Origin of the sequence: Aquibacillus halophilus, assembly GCF_009649745.1 — a bacterium.
GTDB lineage: Bacteria > Bacillota > Bacilli > Bacillales > Amphibacillaceae > Aquibacillus > Aquibacillus halophilus.
In genome coordinates this window covers 142,860-158,609 of record NZ_WJNG01000013.1, presented here as the reverse complement: position 1 = coordinate 158,609, position 15,750 = coordinate 142,860, and the positions used below count along the sequence as shown (strand labels likewise).

Annotated in this window: 15 protein-coding genes; 14 read left to right on the top strand and 1 reads right to left on the bottom strand. The window is 35.7% G+C overall.

What is annotated here, in order from left to right:
- Window positions 1-115: 115 nt before the first annotated feature.
- The 6 genes from GH741_RS15600 to GH741_RS15575 all read left to right on the top strand — a co-directional run bounded on the left by GH741_RS15600 (window position 116) and on the right by GH741_RS15575 (window position 8,818).
- On the top strand, window positions 116-451 hold the full coding sequence (locus tag GH741_RS15600) for an ArsR/SmtB family transcription factor (RefSeq protein WP_153737671.1): 336 nt from the start codon (window positions 116-118) through the stop codon (window positions 449-451).
- A 743-nt stretch (window positions 452-1,194) separates the two neighbouring features.
- On the top strand, window positions 1,195-3,096 hold the full coding sequence (locus tag GH741_RS15595; protein WP_338079500.1) for an LTA synthase family protein: 1,902 nt from the start codon (window positions 1,195-1,197) through the stop codon (window positions 3,094-3,096).
- Window positions 3,097-3,265: 169 nt separating this feature from the next.
- Window positions 3,266-5,449, top strand: coding sequence for a DNA topoisomerase III (locus tag GH741_RS15590; protein WP_153737670.1), 2,184 nt, complete (start codon window positions 3,266-3,268; stop codon window positions 5,447-5,449).
- Between the two features lie 123 nt (window positions 5,450-5,572).
- A complete protein-coding gene (locus tag GH741_RS15585; protein WP_153737669.1) occupies window positions 5,573-6,751 on the top strand; it encodes a permease in 1,179 nt (392 codons plus the stop codon).
- 151 nt (window positions 6,752-6,902) lie between these two features.
- Complete coding sequence (locus GH741_RS15580) at window positions 6,903-7,466, top strand: spore coat protein (RefSeq protein WP_153737668.1); 564 nt, start codon at window positions 6,903-6,905, stop codon at window positions 7,464-7,466.
- A 32-nt stretch (window positions 7,467-7,498) separates the two neighbouring features.
- Complete coding sequence (locus tag GH741_RS15575; protein WP_240795528.1) at window positions 7,499-8,818, top strand: MDR family MFS transporter; 1,320 nt, start codon at window positions 7,499-7,501, stop codon at window positions 8,816-8,818.
- Window positions 8,819-8,898: 80 nt separating this feature from the next.
- On the opposite strand, the gene GH741_RS15570 is transcribed toward GH741_RS15575, so the two are convergent.
- Window positions 8,899-9,261 carry a four-helix bundle copper-binding protein gene (locus GH741_RS15570; RefSeq protein WP_153737667.1) on the bottom strand — a complete coding sequence of 121 codons (363 nt, stop codon included), beginning with the start codon at window positions 9,259-9,261 and terminating at the stop codon, window positions 8,899-8,901.
- A 317-nt stretch (window positions 9,262-9,578) separates the two neighbouring features.
- Here GH741_RS15570 and GH741_RS15565 point away from each other — a divergent pair, with 317 nt between their 5' ends.
- The 8 genes from GH741_RS15565 to GH741_RS15530 all read left to right on the top strand — a co-directional run bounded on the left by GH741_RS15565 (window position 9,579) and on the right by GH741_RS15530 (window position 15,726).
- A complete protein-coding gene (locus tag GH741_RS15565; RefSeq protein ID WP_240795527.1) occupies window positions 9,579-10,154 on the top strand; it encodes a hypothetical protein in 576 nt (191 codons plus the stop codon).
- A 602-nt stretch (window positions 10,155-10,756) separates the two neighbouring features.
- Window positions 10,757-11,089 (top strand): lmo0954 family membrane protein, encoded by a 333-nt coding sequence (locus GH741_RS15560; protein ID WP_153737665.1) that lies wholly within the window; start codon window positions 10,757-10,759, stop codon window positions 11,087-11,089.
- Window positions 11,090-11,111: 22 nt separating this feature from the next.
- Complete coding sequence (locus GH741_RS15555) at window positions 11,112-11,741, top strand: PspA/IM30 family protein (RefSeq protein ID WP_153737664.1); 630 nt, start codon at window positions 11,112-11,114, stop codon at window positions 11,739-11,741.
- An 87-nt stretch (window positions 11,742-11,828) separates the two neighbouring features.
- On the top strand, window positions 11,829-12,551 hold the full coding sequence (liaF, locus tag GH741_RS15550) for a cell wall-active antibiotics response protein LiaF (RefSeq protein ID WP_153737663.1): 723 nt from the start codon (window positions 11,829-11,831) through the stop codon (window positions 12,549-12,551).
- Window positions 12,548-13,600, top strand: a complete 1,053-nt coding sequence (locus tag GH741_RS15545) for a sensor histidine kinase (protein ID WP_153737662.1) — start codon at window positions 12,548-12,550, stop codon at window positions 13,598-13,600. Before liaF ends, GH741_RS15545 begins: the two co-directional genes overlap by 4 nt.
- Complete coding sequence (locus tag GH741_RS15540) at window positions 13,593-14,222, top strand: response regulator (RefSeq protein ID WP_153737661.1); 630 nt, start codon at window positions 13,593-13,595, stop codon at window positions 14,220-14,222. The genes GH741_RS15545 and GH741_RS15540 overlap by 8 nt, the downstream gene beginning before the upstream one ends.
- Window positions 14,223-14,288: 66 nt before the next feature.
- The gene (locus tag GH741_RS15535; protein ID WP_153737660.1) at window positions 14,289-14,870 is read left to right on the top strand and encodes an HAAS signaling domain-containing protein; all 582 of its coding nucleotides are present in this window, start codon (window positions 14,289-14,291) and stop codon (window positions 14,868-14,870) included.
- A gap of 4 nt (window positions 14,871-14,874) precedes the next feature.
- A complete protein-coding gene (locus GH741_RS15530; protein WP_153737659.1) occupies window positions 14,875-15,726 on the top strand; it encodes a DUF4097 family beta strand repeat-containing protein in 852 nt (283 codons plus the stop codon).
- The last annotated feature ends 24 nt before the right edge of the window (window positions 15,727-15,750 follow it).

Sequence of the window (15,750 nt, the reverse complement as noted above, 5' to 3'; positions counted from 1 at the left end):
AAATAAAATGTCTCCTAGATTTGACAGTATCTTCTGAAATGAATTAAGTTTTATACATGAGCACGTGGTCATATAAGTGGAGACCTTATGTAAGGCGGAGGGAGTGTGGTTCAAAATGAGTTCGGAAAAGCATGAAAATGATCCTGACAATAGTAACTATAAAGAGTTAGATGAAGAGACTCTTTTTGTTGTAACGCAATCGTTTAAAGCACTAAGTGATCCCACAAGAATAAGAATCCTACATTTACTTTTCGTCAATGAATACTCTGTGAATGAAATTGCTAGAGTATTAAATTTAAAGCAATCAACTGTTTCCCACCAATTACGTTTTTTGAAAAATTTGCGTCTAGTGAAGTTTCGAAGAGAGGGAACAACCCTTTTTTATTCACATGATGATGAGCACGTGATGGATGTACTAAGACAAACAATTAACCACGCACTTCATACTTAACTTTTAAGGACCCCATTTTTAGAATGTGGGTCCTTTATTTGTTGTAACTAAGGCTGTTTCAATAAAATGTTATTTTTAACATAGTATCTATAGACTCCGACGTAACTTATATCAATTTATTCATCATTTATATATGCTTTCTACAATCGCTTCGGCAAAAAACTTCGCTTTCCGTGGGCACGGCCTTAGCCTCCTCGTAGAAAACCACTACTGCGGGGTCTTCGGACTCGTGGGACTGCGATTACTCGCCCCATCGAAAACCTTTTGCTGTTCCCACAGGAGTCTACGTTTTTTGCCTACGCTATTAATAGTGTTCTGATTATTGAAAGATAAAGCCGATAGTTTTACGTGAAAAGAATTTTCATCTTCTTGAACATAGGCTATCCAAGCTATGAAACTTACTGTTACATATAAGATGATGATTGAAGCGCAGGGCAGTCGACTCCAGCGGGAAAAGCGACGGCTGAAAATCCCGCAGGAAGTGGTTTTCTTCCGAGGAAGTTGAAGCGTTGCCCGTGGAAAGCGACTGGCCGGAGCGCCAATCAACTAGTAGCTACGCTACGTCGGCTTTTACATCAACTACGTAGATAAAAAAGCCACAAAATTTATGAAAAAGCATAATATAATTAATACAATCAGAGGTGATTAACAGTTCAACTAAAATGGTTTATTTATATATACTGGTGGTATATAGAATAAAACAGTATTTTTAGTAGGTTTATAGGTGACGAGGAGGAACCTAGGTGAAATTTCAGAAACATGCTATACCACTATATATAATAGCAAGTGTTTTATTTGGATTAAAAACATATATAATATATCGTTTCCATTTAAATATACTGATGGAAAACTTTTTGCAGGAAGTAATTTTATTCATCAATCCGTTTGCATCTGCATTTATAATATTTGCTATAAGTGTTTGGTTCAAAGAAAAAAAACAAATGAAATTTATAAGGTATGCTGCCTTGATAGGAACTATAATTCTATATTTTAATCTTATTTTTTATCGGAATTTTACAGATTTTCTAACTATTCCTGTGTTATTTCAGGGAAGTAATGCAGCAGATTTAGGATCAAGTGCCTTAGCACTAATCAACATTCCAGATATCTTACTGTTCTTGGATGTAGTAATTATCTGGTATTTAAGTAAAGGATATAGTAGCAGAGTAACGCCGATAACCAAAAAAGATAAACCAAAACGTAAGAAGTTAGCTTTAGGAGTATCAATTTCCCTTCTGCTTATAAACTTTATATTAGCTGAGATTGAACGACCGCAATTACTGCAACGTGCGTTTGATAGAGAATATTTGGTAAAGAATATCGGGCTATTTAACTATCATATTTATGATACCGTTTTACAGTCAAAAACTAAAATGCAACGTGTCCTTGCGGATGGAACAGAGATACCAGAAATCAGAAAATATGTAAAAGAAAGTGTAATGAGTAATGAGGAATCCAACCTGTTTGGTATTGCCGAGAACAAGAATGTAATTGTCGTTTCCCTAGAGTCTGTTCAAAACTTTGTAATTAATAACACAGTTAATGGTCAGGAAGTTACACCGTTTCTAAATGATTTAATAGAAGAAAGCTATTATTTCGAGAATTTTTATCATCAAACAGAACAAGGTAAGACCTCTGATCACGAATTTTTGATAGACAATTCATTATACCCCTTACCCAGAGGTGCTGTGTATTTCACTCATGGACAAAATGAATATAATGCATTGCCAGATCTTTTAAAAGAACACAACTATTACTCTAGCGTATTTCACGCAAATAATAAGAGTTTCTGGAACCGAGATATAATGTATGAAAATACGGGCTATGACCATTTCTATGGTCAGGACTCCTACCAAATCAATGAACAGAACTCGGTTGGTTGGGGGTTAAAAGACAAACCTTTTTTTGAACAATCTATTAAGTATTTGCAATCGATGCCACAACCATTTTACTCGAGATTTATAACGCTAACCAATCACTATCCATTCGAGTTGGATGAGGAGGATGCTTCCATTGATAAATATAATTCAAATTCAAAAACGTTAAATCAATATTTTCCAACAGTAAGATATACCGATGAGGCATTAAAACTATTGTTTAACCAATTAAAGGAATCCGGTATTTACGAAGATTCGGTTATTATTGTAATGGGTGATCATTATGGTATAAGTGAATTTCACAATAAAGCAATGAGTCAGTATTTAGACAAAGATACTATAACTCCTTATGATCACGTCCAATTACAGAAAGTGCCTTTCTTGGTTCATATTCCAGGGCATGAGGGTAAGACTTTTTCAAAAATAGCAGGCCAAATTGATGTTAAGCCGACAATTCTCAATTTGCTAGGCATTAAAAATGAAAAAGATATCGTTTTTGGCACGGATTTATTTGCTGAAGATAGAAAAGAATTCATCGCACTAAGAAATGGAAGTTTTATAAGCAAGGATTATATATATACCAAGGATCAATGCTTTGATCGAGAAACTGGTAATCTATTGGCAACTGGCGCTAACGAGTTACAGACTTCCTCCGAACAAAATGAAAATAATTGTCAACCAATTAAAGAAAAAGTAGAAACTGAATTGTCTTATTCAGATAAAATAGTGTACGGTGATCTGTTTCGCTTTTATGATTTAGGCAACTAAAGCGATACTAAATGAATGAAATGTAAAAATAAAGCTTGGGAAATCCCCAAGCTTTTTTGCATGGTTAGATGATTTATTTGAGACAAGGCTGATGCAGGGTTAACTTCGTTTATTAGCGTGAATTATGATAAAGTAATAGAAGTATGATGTATGGAAAGGAATTGAATCTATGAGTAAAACAGTAGTATTAGCTGAAAAACCTTCAGTCGGACGTGACATTGCGAGAGTATTAAATTGCAATAAAAAAGGCAATGGCTATTTTGAAGGTTCTAAATATATTGTTACATGGGCACTTGGACACTTAGTTACATTGGCTGATCCAGAGGTGTATGATGATAAATTAAAGACGTGGAAGCTTGAGGATTTACCGATGCTCCCAGACCAATTGAAGCTTGTGGTTATAAAGAAAACTGGAAAACAATTTAACGCGGTTAAGACACAATTAACCAGGAAAGATGTTAGTGAAATTGTTGTTGCAACAGATGCTGGTCGCGAGGGTGAGCTAGTTGCTCGTTGGATTATCGAAAAATCCAGGGTAAATAAACCTGTCAAGCGTTTGTGGATTTCGTCTGTAACAGACAAAGCAATCAACGATGGGTTCAAAAACCTGAAGCCAGGTAAACAGTTTGAAAATCTTTACTTATCAGCTGTTGCACGTTCAGAAGCCGACTGGTATGTAGGCCTGAATGCCACTCGTGCTTTAACAACCAAATTTAATGCACAGCTTTCAAGTGGGCGTGTTCAAACTCCGACATTAGAAATGATTGCACTAAGAGAAGAAGAAATTAAAAAGTTTAAACCCAAAGATTACTACCGAATTCAAGCAAAAACGAATAAAGGATTTACGTTAACTTGGAACGATCCGCAAACGAAAGATACAAGAACTTTTTCAAAGGAAAAAGCTGAAAAACTAGTGAAAGAATTGAACAACAAACAAGCAGAAGTAGTTGATATAGATAAAAAGCATAAGAAAAACTTTGCGCCACAGCTCTATGATTTAACAGAGCTACAACGAGACGCCAATAGAATCTTTAATTACTCAGGTAAAGAAACATTGTCAATTATGCAGAAACTATATGAGCAACATAAAGTGTTGACCTACCCTAGAACAGATTCTAAATATATCTCAACAGATATCGTCCCAACACTTAAAGACCGCTTAAAAGCATGTGGTGTTGACCAATACGCAACAGTTGCCTCTCGTCTTGCAAGAGGTGAAATTAAAACAAATAAGTCCTTTGTTGATGATAATAAAGTTTCTGATCACCATGCGATTATCCCGACAGAGCAACCTGTTTATTTGTCAGAACTAAATGATAGGGAACGTAAAATCTATGACCTTGTTGTCAAACGGTTCTTGGCAGTTCTGTCACCAGCATTTGAATATGAACAAACAACCCTTACGGTAAAAGTAGGGAATGAGCGATTTACTGCCAAAGGAAAAAATATTAAGAAACAGGGTTGGAAAGAAATATACAATAACCAATACGATGACGAGCAAACAGATGATAAAGACCAAACATTGCCGCAGATTCAAAAAGGCGATGTCTTCTCAGGTGTAAATGTGATAATGACTAAGGGACAAACAAAGCCTCCGGAACGTTTTACTGAAGGAAGTCTTCTGCAGGCTATGGAGAATCCAGTAAAATATATGGTTCACCAGGATAAAGACTTAGTTAAAGCGATTAACCAAACGGGTGGACTCGGAACAGTTGCAACTCGGGCTGATATTATCGAAAAGTTATTTAATAACTTTTATATGGAAAAAAAGGGAAAGAGTATCTTCATGACATCAAAAGGAAGACAACTCCTTGATCTTGTACCACAGGATTTAAAATCCCCAACATTAACAGCGGAATGGGAAAAGAAACTAGAAGCAATCGCTTCAGGTTCATTAAAGAAGGACGTATTTATTAAAGAAATGAAGGGTTATGCCAAAACAGTTGTACACGAGATCAAATCGAGTGACGCTAAATTCAAGCATGACAACATGACAGGAACGAAATGTCCTGAGTGTGGGAAGTTAATGCTTGAAGTGAAGGGTAAAATGGGCAGAATGCTTGTTTGTCAGGATAGGTCATGTGGGGAAAAGAAAAACATTGCTAAAAAGACGAATGCTAGATGTCCGAATTGCCATAAGCGATTAGAGTTACGTGGCGAAGGGGATGGCCAAATGTTCACCTGTGTTTGTGGTCATCGGGAAAAATTATCTACATTCAACGACCGTAAGAAAAAAGAAAAACGTACAAAGGTCTCTAAAAGTGATGTGAATAAATATATGAAAAATCAACAACAAGAGGAATTCACTAATCCCGCGCTTGCAGAAGCACTAGCTAAATTCAAGAAAAAATAATTAAATAACAACTAAAGTTATTAAAATCTACTCTCCTTTTTTCTATCCTAAAATATTGTTTACCTATTCTTAAACGGTGGTAATTAATAATATCGGGATAACAGTTAAGAGGAGAGTATTTTTATGTTTGAACAAATAGGAAGCTCAGCTATGACTAGTTTAGGTTTTTTTTGGAAAGCTGGATGGGCTTTTGTTGTTGGATATTTTATTAGTTCAATGATTCAGGCTTTTGTTCCACAAGATAAAATGGTGAAATATATGGGTGATGCCAAATTGAAATCTGTAGGGCTATCAACGTTTTTTGGTGCAATTAGTTCATCCTGTTCCTTTGCTGCCTTAGCAGCAGGAAAAAGTTTGTTTAAAAAAGGAGCACACTTTGTTCCGACATTAGCATTTCTGTTTGCATCTACTAATTTGGTGGTTGAGTTAGGTATTTTAATTTATATTTTTCTAGGATGGCAGTTTGTAGTAGCCGAAATCATCGGTGGTATTATCTTAATTTTTGTAACATGGCTACTAGTAAAACTAACCTACCCAAAAAAGTTAGTAGAAGATGCTAGAGAAAATGTGCAAGATGATCAAATGGAAGAGAAGTTTAACTGGAAAGATAAAATAAAAACGAAAGCAGGCTGGCTTCAAGTTGGTCATGAATTTGTGATGAACTGGAAAATGGTTTGGAAGGAAATCACGATTGGTTTCACTCTAGCAGGAATAATGGCAACGTTTATTAGTGATAACACATGGAAATCTTTCTTTTTAGTTGATCAGCCAGATGGATTTTTAAAGGTGTTAGAGAACGCGGTAGTAGGGCCACTTGTCGCAATGTTAACTTTTATCGGTTCCATGGGGAACATACCAATTGCAACAATATTAGCATCTAGTGGAGTCGCTTTTGCCGGTATCATGGCTTTTATATATTCAGATTTAGTTGTGCCGCCAATTGTTGCTGTTCATAAAAAATATTATGGCATGAAGACGGCTCTATACATTGCGGGTATCTTTTACGTCTCAATCTTAATTACTTCAGTAGGTATTCACTATGGATTCACCGCAATTGGTTTACTACCGCAATCTGCAAATCAAATAATGTCTGAAAGTCCGTTTCAAATTGATTATACATTCTGGTTAAATATAGCCTTTGTTTTTCTTGCTGGATTTGCTTTATATCTAAACAAAAAATTCAAAGAGTCAACCGATCATCATATGATGATGAAGATGGAAGGAGATTCGAAATTTAAAACAGTCATAACCTATCTATGTATTGCTTATCTAGCGATAGGTGCTCTAATAAGCCTTATATAAAAAATGGATCAGAGACTTCCTTTTTAAAGGAGGTCTCTTTTAGTTTGAAAAAGTTTAAATACAATCTAATAAACTAATCAAATCCTCATGAATTAAAGTAAATTGGACACTGTATTAAGTGAGTAACTAAATTTTAAAAGGAGAGGTTCAATTGATAAAAACCGTAGACGTTGGCCTTATGGCTAATCACTTATCTGCTCATAAAGCAGTTATAAGCAGATTAGAATTGTATGTAAACAATGTTCAAAGCACACAGATTTCGACTATTTTACAAAAACAAATAGCAATCATGAAAAACCATGTTCAGGTGATGAATCAGTTGTTAGACCCGAAACAAGTGACAGTAACTTTACCTCCAATTCCAAATGGAGGAGGACAAATGCAAAAAGCATTGGCAAACACAACTATCGAGATGAGTGATAAAGACATAGCAGTAGATGCACATTTTACAGCAAGCTCGATGGCGAAAGAAAATTTCAATTCGTCAGAGAATATGAAAAATCCCCAAGTGAAAAAAATGCATTCGGGTATGGCACTACAACAATCGACTATAGCTGAAATGTATGAACAGTTGATGAGCCAAATGGGCTGGATGAATCAACCAAATGCATCGATACAGGATCAAACAGCAACGATTACTCCTTTAAATATGATTCCAAATCAAGCGATGCAAAATGGGAATCAAACAATAAATCAGCAAAATCCAATGAACTAATCCAAGTTTAAAGTCTAGGGAGGTTACCATTCTTGAAAAACCTCAAAACGTTGGAACGCCCAATGTTGATCTTGCTTGTAGGCGTATTACTTTCTCATTTAGGAACCTATATGGTTATTCCTATTTTGCCAATTATGTTGAATGAAACTATCGGATTAACCTTTAGCACTGTTGGAATGGTCCTAGCCGCCTATGCCATTGCTTTTCAGTTTGGTAGTTTATCTGGAGGTTTTTTGGCTGACCGAATAGGCAGACGAACAGTTATTGCTCTTGGAGCATTGATAGGCGCTGTGGGTTTCATTGGTTTAGGAATATTCTCCATCTACATTCCCATTTTAGTTACTACTGTGATTGCTGGTTTTGGTAATGGCTTAAATGCACCCTCTACCAAAGCAGCAATAGCAGCCCTGGCATCAAAAGGGAAAGAGACAACAGCATTTTCCTTTAGAGGCATTGCAGCAAATATTGGTACTGCTATTGCAGGATTAATTGTATTCTTTCTTGTTTCCGGTTCACCAACAACAATATTTTGGATTGCCGGTATTATTTACATTGGAATAGCACTGAAGAGTTGGTTTTTATTGCCAAAAAATTGTGGAGATGCTCCATGTCCTGCTATTCCTCCAGGAGCTTACAAAGAAGTATTTAGAAATAAACCGTTCGTTGTATTTGGTCTGATTAGCATCTTGATTTGGGCTTTATATGCACAACTAGCTATAGCACTACCGTTACGAGCAACCGTAGTTCTGTCAGAACCAAGTAACGTCGCTTTAATATGGACAATCAAAAGTGTTACGGTCATATTATTTCAAACATGGGTGACAACTAAAATAATCAGTCGACTCCATCCGCTTGTTGCCTTATCAGCAGGTCTAATCTTAATTGGAGCAGGACTCGGAACACTGTTATGGGCCAATTCATTTTTGTTTCTTATCATAAGTGGAACAATCTTTGTATGTGGTGAAATGTTAATTTTACCGACAATTGACAGCACGATATCACAGCTATCGAAGGCCGGTTTAATTGGTCTATTCTTTGGACTCGCCAACGTATTATCAGGCTTAGGTGAAGCTATCGGTAACTTTGTTGGAGGTAGGCTTCTTGAGATTGGAAAAGAAGTAGAGTATCTCCCTTGGTTAGTATACGGAATATCCGGTGTAGTCATAAGTCTAATTATTCTAGCCCTAATCAAATGGAAACCATTGCAAGAGTCATTGAGTCAGGCTGCACAACAACAAGATAGGCCAGAAAAAGCACCACATGTAAATCCAGGACCATCTAATCACCTATCCCATCCGTTCAACAGCTGGGAACAGGAGACATTATTTCGAAAGAGAAGAAGGAGTACATGAAGTTAAGCTGTTATTAATTAGAAATAAAAAAGTGCCTTAAAGGCACTTTTTTTAGATTCAAGCTTTAGTGTTAGTCTCATTTAAACTGCAAATTGTTTACACTCTTTGGCACAGCCTAAGCAAATGTGGCCACATTTTTGTGATTCTTGATCTGGATATTGAAGACATGTATTTCCGCAGATTTCACAAACATAAGCACAATAGCTGGCAAGTGATTTAGAAAGATTACTAGAACGAGCTAGGTATTTCACCATAAGTGCACAAATGTCTGCGCAATCTCGTAATCGACTTAACTGAACCCCTCTATTTAAAATATCCTTTGAATGATGTAGCATCCCTGTCATATGTTCACAAGTAGTTGCACAATCCTGAACAGTGTTCAATAATCCTAAGTGATGGTGATGTGCATGTTCATGATGATTTTGATAATTTGCGGTATGCAATGTTATTCCTCTCCCCATAGTTAAATATTTATTCTACGATACAACATATGCACAGATACCTATTGATGGAATTAGGCTATTTAATCATTTAAAACGCTGACTTCTTGCCTCAATGGTTGATATACTTCGATTTCTCACTTGGTTTCGTTTTAAAATAAATTAATTTACAAAAACTTAACTGTACTAATACAAGGCAATATTGCTATAATTAGGAGTATGTATTATATTAAAGTAAATCTTTACCATCAATCTTTATTGTTAAAGTAGATAAATCATCTAGGAAACAGGGGTTTGTTTGGCACTTGGGAGGGACTAAAGTGGGAACAAGGAAAATTTATCTTCTTTTTTCGGATACGGGGACTTTTTTAGCCAAAGCGATAAATGTCTATACAAAAACACCTTTAAATCATGCTTCGATCGCTTTTGATCTAAGTTTAGAAGAAGTATATAGCTTTGGAAGAAAAAATCAACGTAATCCATTTAGTGGCGGTTTCGTAAAGGAAGATACGCGAACGTCTTTTTTTGAGAAAGCAAAGTGTGCAGTTTATAGCTTTTCTATAACAGAATTGGAATATGAGCGTATTAGAAGAAGGATTCAACAGATGGAAGAACAGAAGGATCATTACAAATATAACGCGCTTGGATTACTCGGAGTTGCTTTCAACAGGGAGTTGTCGAGAGAAAATGCCTATTTTTGTTCTCAGTTTGTTGCGACGATCCTAAGTGAGTGTGGTATTTATCAAAATGATAAACCAGCCTGCCTCATAAGACCTCAAGACTTAATAGCATGGCATCAACTGCAGTTGGTCTATCAAGGAAGCCTTCAAGCATATCCTTATTATCAACGAGATATCAGTCATACTGGCCTTATAAATAAATTAAATATTGTTTAACAAAAACTTGGTATATCTCACCAAGTTTATTTTTTTTGGTTAGCTTTTTTCGTAAATCTGGCCGCTACTTAGTTTCACATTTGATATAAAATGCGTCGTAACTGCTATGATGACAATAATAAATGAATATGGATAAGAACCAAAACCAAAACCTAGTGCAGTTACTTAGCTTAGATAGCTTTGTGTCAAGAAGGTAAAAATCCTTTTCGCATATACCCTTAGTTTTTTTCTTCGATAATCAGAACGCTATTACGGAGTGTAGGCAGAATACGTAGACTCCTATGGGAACAGCGCGTGTCCGAAGACCCCGGAAGAATCGCCTTTTTGATTCTGAGGAGGCTGAGGCCGTGCCCATGGAAAGCGAAGTATTCTGCCGGAACGGCATATAAGCATTCAACTTTAATTAGTGTCAGAGATAGAAGATACTAATTCGTAGTTTATAGATTTTGTGTCGTACTACAATAATCTTTTAGAAAACAGCCCTTTATTTAAAAGGCTTATCAAAACATAAGCCTTAAGTCTTAGTTAAAAATATAGCTAGAGCCCGTTAAACAGTTTCAGCGAACACGATATGATAGAAACATGAAAGGAGGGAGTAAAACATGAAAACATTCCTATTACTATTACTAGGAGCAACGGCTGCAATAATCATATTGGCGAATCTTGGGCCAATGATTATTCTAGCTGTCAGTCTATTCATTACCTATTATGCAGTAAAGAAATTCATCTTAGCAGATTCAGTTGTTGAAAAAGCTTTATGGGGATTCGCCATCCTAATTGTGGCATCGATGTCGTTATCAAATATTCCAGCGTTCATCGGCATTGCCTCCTTGGTGGTACTCTATTATACCTATAAGAAATGGAAAAAAGATAAACAGGAAAGATATTTAGACAACGAGTTAACTAACTCAGATATAGAACCTTGGGCAAACTAAACAATATAAGGGAGATAGAAAAATGTCAAATTTACTTACCAGAATTAAAGATTCAATAGCTGCAGATTTTCATGAAGTGTTAGATCAAAAGGAACAAAAAAATCCTATTGGGCATTTAAATCAATATGTCCGAGAGTGCGAACAAGAAGTACGTAAAATGAAACTACTGGTTGAAAAGCAATACGTTATAAAACAAGAGTTCACGCGTGAGTTAAATCAAGCGAAGTCAATGGCATCAAAACGGAAGCGTCAGGCAGAATTAGCATTGGAAGCGGGTGAACAGGAATTACATCAACATGCTCATGAAGAGCAACTTCAATATGAAAATCGTGTAAGTGAGTTGACTGGTATCACAGATAAAACAATTAAGGAACTTGAAACACTAGAAGCAAAATATGTTCAAATGAAACATAAATTGAAAGATTTATATGTCAAAAAGATGGATCTAACAGGTAGAGAGAATGTTGCGAGAGCCCATAGCGGGATGAACAAAGTCCTTCATTCTGATCTTGTTGCCAAAAGCACCTCTAAATTCTCGGAAATGGAAAGCTACATCGAGAGATTAGAAAATAAAGTGAAATCAGATTACCGTTTGCATACGTTAGATGCTAAGTTAGCGGAATTAGAAAAAAATTATACTACATCTAAATAGTTTCATGGTAATCTTAGAGAAGGGCGCATCGAAAGGTCTAGGGCGCCCTAACTTTTATACGATCTCATATGTAAAGAGGAGAGACTTATGATTAATAGAACGAAAATAGACATCGTGGATATCCTGTTAATGGCGACTATTATTCTATTTCTAGTTGAGTTAATTTTCATAGACACAGGTCTCCTTATTTTTATAGCAATTTGTTCAGCACTTATTTATTTTGGAAAGAATTCTTACTATCGAACTCGTGGGAAGGTTATGTTTTGGTTAGGAATCTCCTTTATCGTTTTGACTGTTACTAATACCACTGCATTCAAATTTTTACTGATTACTGTCGTTATTTTTTTAGCGCTTAAATGGTATAAGTCCAAACAACAACCCAATTATATAAAGGCGAAACTTGATGAGGATCCTCAACCAGAGCAAATACAACAAAGGCAGATTTTTACAAACAAATGGTTTGGAAGACAACGTACTAGCAAGCATGCCTATGAATGGCAAGATGTTAACATTCAAGCTGGAATCGGTGATACAATTATTGATCTTAACTATACTGTTATCCCTAAAAATGAACCAGTAATTTTTATTAGAAATATAATCGGAAATGTCCAAATTATTGTTCCTTATGACGTGGAAATTAGTTTGAACCATTCCGTCATGTTTGGTTCTATTGATGTAATTGGTCACGTAGAAACAAATGTATGGAATAAAATTCTTCATCTGCAGACACCTAATTATCAAACATCTAATCAAACCGTGAAAATATTCACCTCGATGGTAGTAGGTAAAATTGAGGTGAAAAGAGCATGAATTCAGTAGTTAACCGGTCGATTTTTTTTGGCATTACCCTTTCATTGTTATTTACAATTGTAGTCTCTAGTATCTTTTTAACCGCTTTCCCTGTTGATAGCTGGTTGATGCTTTGGGAAAAGAAGATTTTTGAACTTCCCTTTATTATTGTCACTCCAGTATCCTCCCTTCTATTAGGGGCAACGACTGGATTGATTATTGGCTTTTATTGGAGAAAGCAGTTAATGGAAATGGAATCAGCGGTAGAAACACTTACTCAAGGTGGTAGTAATAAGATAGATGAGAAAACACTACATGTAGCAGAAATTAATGATGTTTTTCAACAACTAAAAGAATTGGAAAAATATATTCACGAGCAAACGAAACGAAATCAAAAGCTAATTAGTGAGCGGGTAGAAGATCAAGAAGAACAGATTGAGAAAGTGATATCTGAAGAACGTAATCGACTTGCTAGGGAGCTTCATGACTCAGTAAGTCAAGAGTTGTTTGCTGCATCAATGATGGTATCAGCGATTAATGAATCTAATCCTAACGGTAACGAAGTAATGATCAAACAATTAAAGCAAGTAGAAGTAGTTATTCAACAAGCCCAACTAGAAATGAGGGCACTCTTACTTCACTTACGACCAATTGCATTAAAGGATAAAACCTTGAAAGAAGGAATTAAGCAGTTACTTGATGAATTAAAACAAAAAGTTCCAATTGAAATCACTTGGAAGATGGAGCAGGTAGCCTTGTCAAGAGGCGTTGAAGATCATCTTTTTCGGATTTTACAAGAATCAGTTTCCAATACACTACGACACTCAAAAGCACATTCGTTGGACATCTTGTTAATCGAGAGAGATAACAATGTCATCTTGCGTGTGATTGATGATGGGGTTGGTTTTCAACTTGAGAAGAGTCAATCAAGTTCCTATGGATTAACAAATATGCGGGAAAGGGCTGCAGAAATCGGAGCAAATTTACGTATTATAAGTGTACCAAATGAAGGAACTCGTCTCGAAGTTCGTGTTCCTATTATTGAGGCAGAAGGTGAAGAAAATGATTAGAGTCTTATTTGTCGATGATCATGAAATGGTAAGAATTGGAGTTACTTCTTTTTTATCTACTCAACCTGACATTGATGTAATCGCAGAGGCAGAAAACGGAAAAAAAGCAGTTGAATTGGCACTGAATTTGCGTCCGGATATTATTTTAATGGATTTAGTCATGGAAGAAATGGATGGAATTGAAGCTACTAGACAGATCATTGAATCTTGGCCTGAAGCGAAAATCCTTATCGTAACAAGTTTCATTGATGATGATAAAGTTTACCCAGCACTTGAAGCAGGGGCAACAAGCTACTTGTTAAAAACCTCTAAAGCAAGTGTCATTGCAAAAGCGATTCGGGATACATATAATGGAGAGTCAGTTTTTGAACAAGAGGTAACTAACAAGGTAATGTCAAAAATGAGAAAGAAGAAAGAGATCATTTTACATCAATCGCTAACAGCTCGTGAAATGGAAATCCTGTTGTTAATAGCTGCGGGGAAGACAAATCAAGAAATTGCTGATGAACTGTTTATTGCATTAAAAACTGCCAAAGTACATGTTAGTAATATTTTAAGTAAGCTAGAAATTCAAGATCGTACTCAAGCAGCAATATATGCCTATAAACATGAGTTAATATAATATCCAAATTTAGTTTCGTTATAAACAGTTTAAATGTTAATCAGTTTCTTGGGGAGGTTAACCTAAGTGAATAAAAAGTACTTTATTAATGAATTGAATTATCACCTCAGAAAAATACCTCATCTTGACCGGAAGAGTATCATTCAGGATTTTAATGAGCGTTTCGACGTAGGTCTAATAGATTTTAAAACCGAAGAAGAGATTGCTGCTGAGCTAGGTGCCCCAAAATTTATTGCTAGTGAAATTCTGGAGGGTTATCAAAATACTTCTGAAGGTAATCGTCCGGATGATAACAATCGAAATAATCAGAAAGAAAAAGATCAACCAATTAATGTTTCCCGAGCTATTATCGCAACAATTGGTTTAGTTTTGTTTAACTTGATTTTTCTTTTAGGACCAGTTGTGGCGATCTTTGCAGTCTATCTATCACTTTCAGCAGTTGGTATTGCCTTTACCATTACTCCAATAGCATGGATTGTTTCTATCATTATCGGTCAAGCATCTGATTTATTAGGCGAGTTTTTCATCGTATTGACCCTTTGTAGTTTAGGAATCTTGTTGAGTGTCGGTATGATTCAAATTGGAAAAATACTATATCGGCTAACTGCTAAATATCTCAAAGTAAATATCCGAATTATTAAGGGGTGAACATATGAAAAAGGTTGCGTTACTTGCATTTGTATTCCTAATCATTGGTATTATTGGTACGGTAATGTATGGTGGCAGTGTCTTTTCTATTGGTACCAACGAAGTGATAGATGAAAAAAAACAAATTGATGGAGCGGATATAGATAGCTTAGATATTAACATGGATGTAGGTCAAGTTAATCTATATGAAAGCAAAGATAACTCATTTAACATTCACCTTAATGGTAATATGCCCCGTTCTACGGTCGATAATATCGTGTTTGATGTGAAAGAAGAAAATAATTATATTATTATAGAAGTCGGTACACGAGAAGACTTTGTTTTCTCTATTCCAGGCTTATTTAACTTTAGTAATGGATCTATTGAGCTTGATATTGAATTACCAAAGAAAGCATATGACACAATTGAAGTCTCAACCGATGTCGGTGGAGTGATGGTTGATCAATTACAGGTAGAGCAACTGGATGCATCTACTGATGTAGGGACAATACTAATCAATCAATTAATAAGCAAAAAAGCATTACTTAGCTCTAATGTTGGTGAAGTGGTAGTAAATGGTGGAATAGGTGCCTTCACCATTGATACCGACACAGGTGAAATCGGATTAAACATGAAAGAAGTTATAGAACCTATTAGTATAAGGTCAGATGTAGGAGAAATAGACGTTACTGTTCAAAAACAACCAGTTAATTTAGTGTTGGATCTTAAAAGTGACATTGGAGATGTAAGTGTTAAAAATTTAGAAGGATTTAATAATTCGGAGGGGCAAGAAATGTATATAGAAATAGGGCAAGGTGGACCAACTTTAAAAGCCTCAACGGATGTGGGGAGCATTTCTGTCGAACATCAGCCATAAAAAAAGAAAACTTGGTAGTTACCA

Excerpts from the sequence above, each read along its gene's own strand:
- GH741_RS15540 (WP_153737661.1), top strand. The coding sequence starts at position 13,593 with ATGATTAGAGTCTTATTTGTCGATGATCATGAAATGGTAAGAATTGGA.
- GH741_RS15560 (WP_153737665.1), top strand. The coding sequence starts at position 10,757 with ATGAAAACATTCCTATTACTATTACTAGGAGCAACGGCTGCAATAATC.
- GH741_RS15590 (WP_153737670.1), top strand. The coding sequence starts at position 3,266 with ATGAGTAAAACAGTAGTATTAGCTGAAAAACCTTCAGTCGGACGTGAC.
- liaF (WP_153737663.1), top strand. The coding sequence starts at position 11,829 with ATGATTAATAGAACGAAAATAGACATCGTGGATATCCTGTTAATGGCG.
- GH741_RS15600 (WP_153737671.1), top strand. The coding sequence starts at position 116 with ATGAGTTCGGAAAAGCATGAAAATGATCCTGACAATAGTAACTATAAA.
- GH741_RS15555 (WP_153737664.1), top strand. The coding sequence starts at position 11,112 with ATGTCAAATTTACTTACCAGAATTAAAGATTCAATAGCTGCAGATTTT.
- GH741_RS15585 (WP_153737669.1), top strand. The coding sequence starts at position 5,573 with ATGTTTGAACAAATAGGAAGCTCAGCTATGACTAGTTTAGGTTTTTTT.
- GH741_RS15530 (WP_153737659.1), top strand. The coding sequence starts at position 14,875 with ATGAAAAAGGTTGCGTTACTTGCATTTGTATTCCTAATCATTGGTATT.
- GH741_RS15545 (WP_153737662.1), top strand. The coding sequence starts at position 12,548 with ATGAATTCAGTAGTTAACCGGTCGATTTTTTTTGGCATTACCCTTTCA.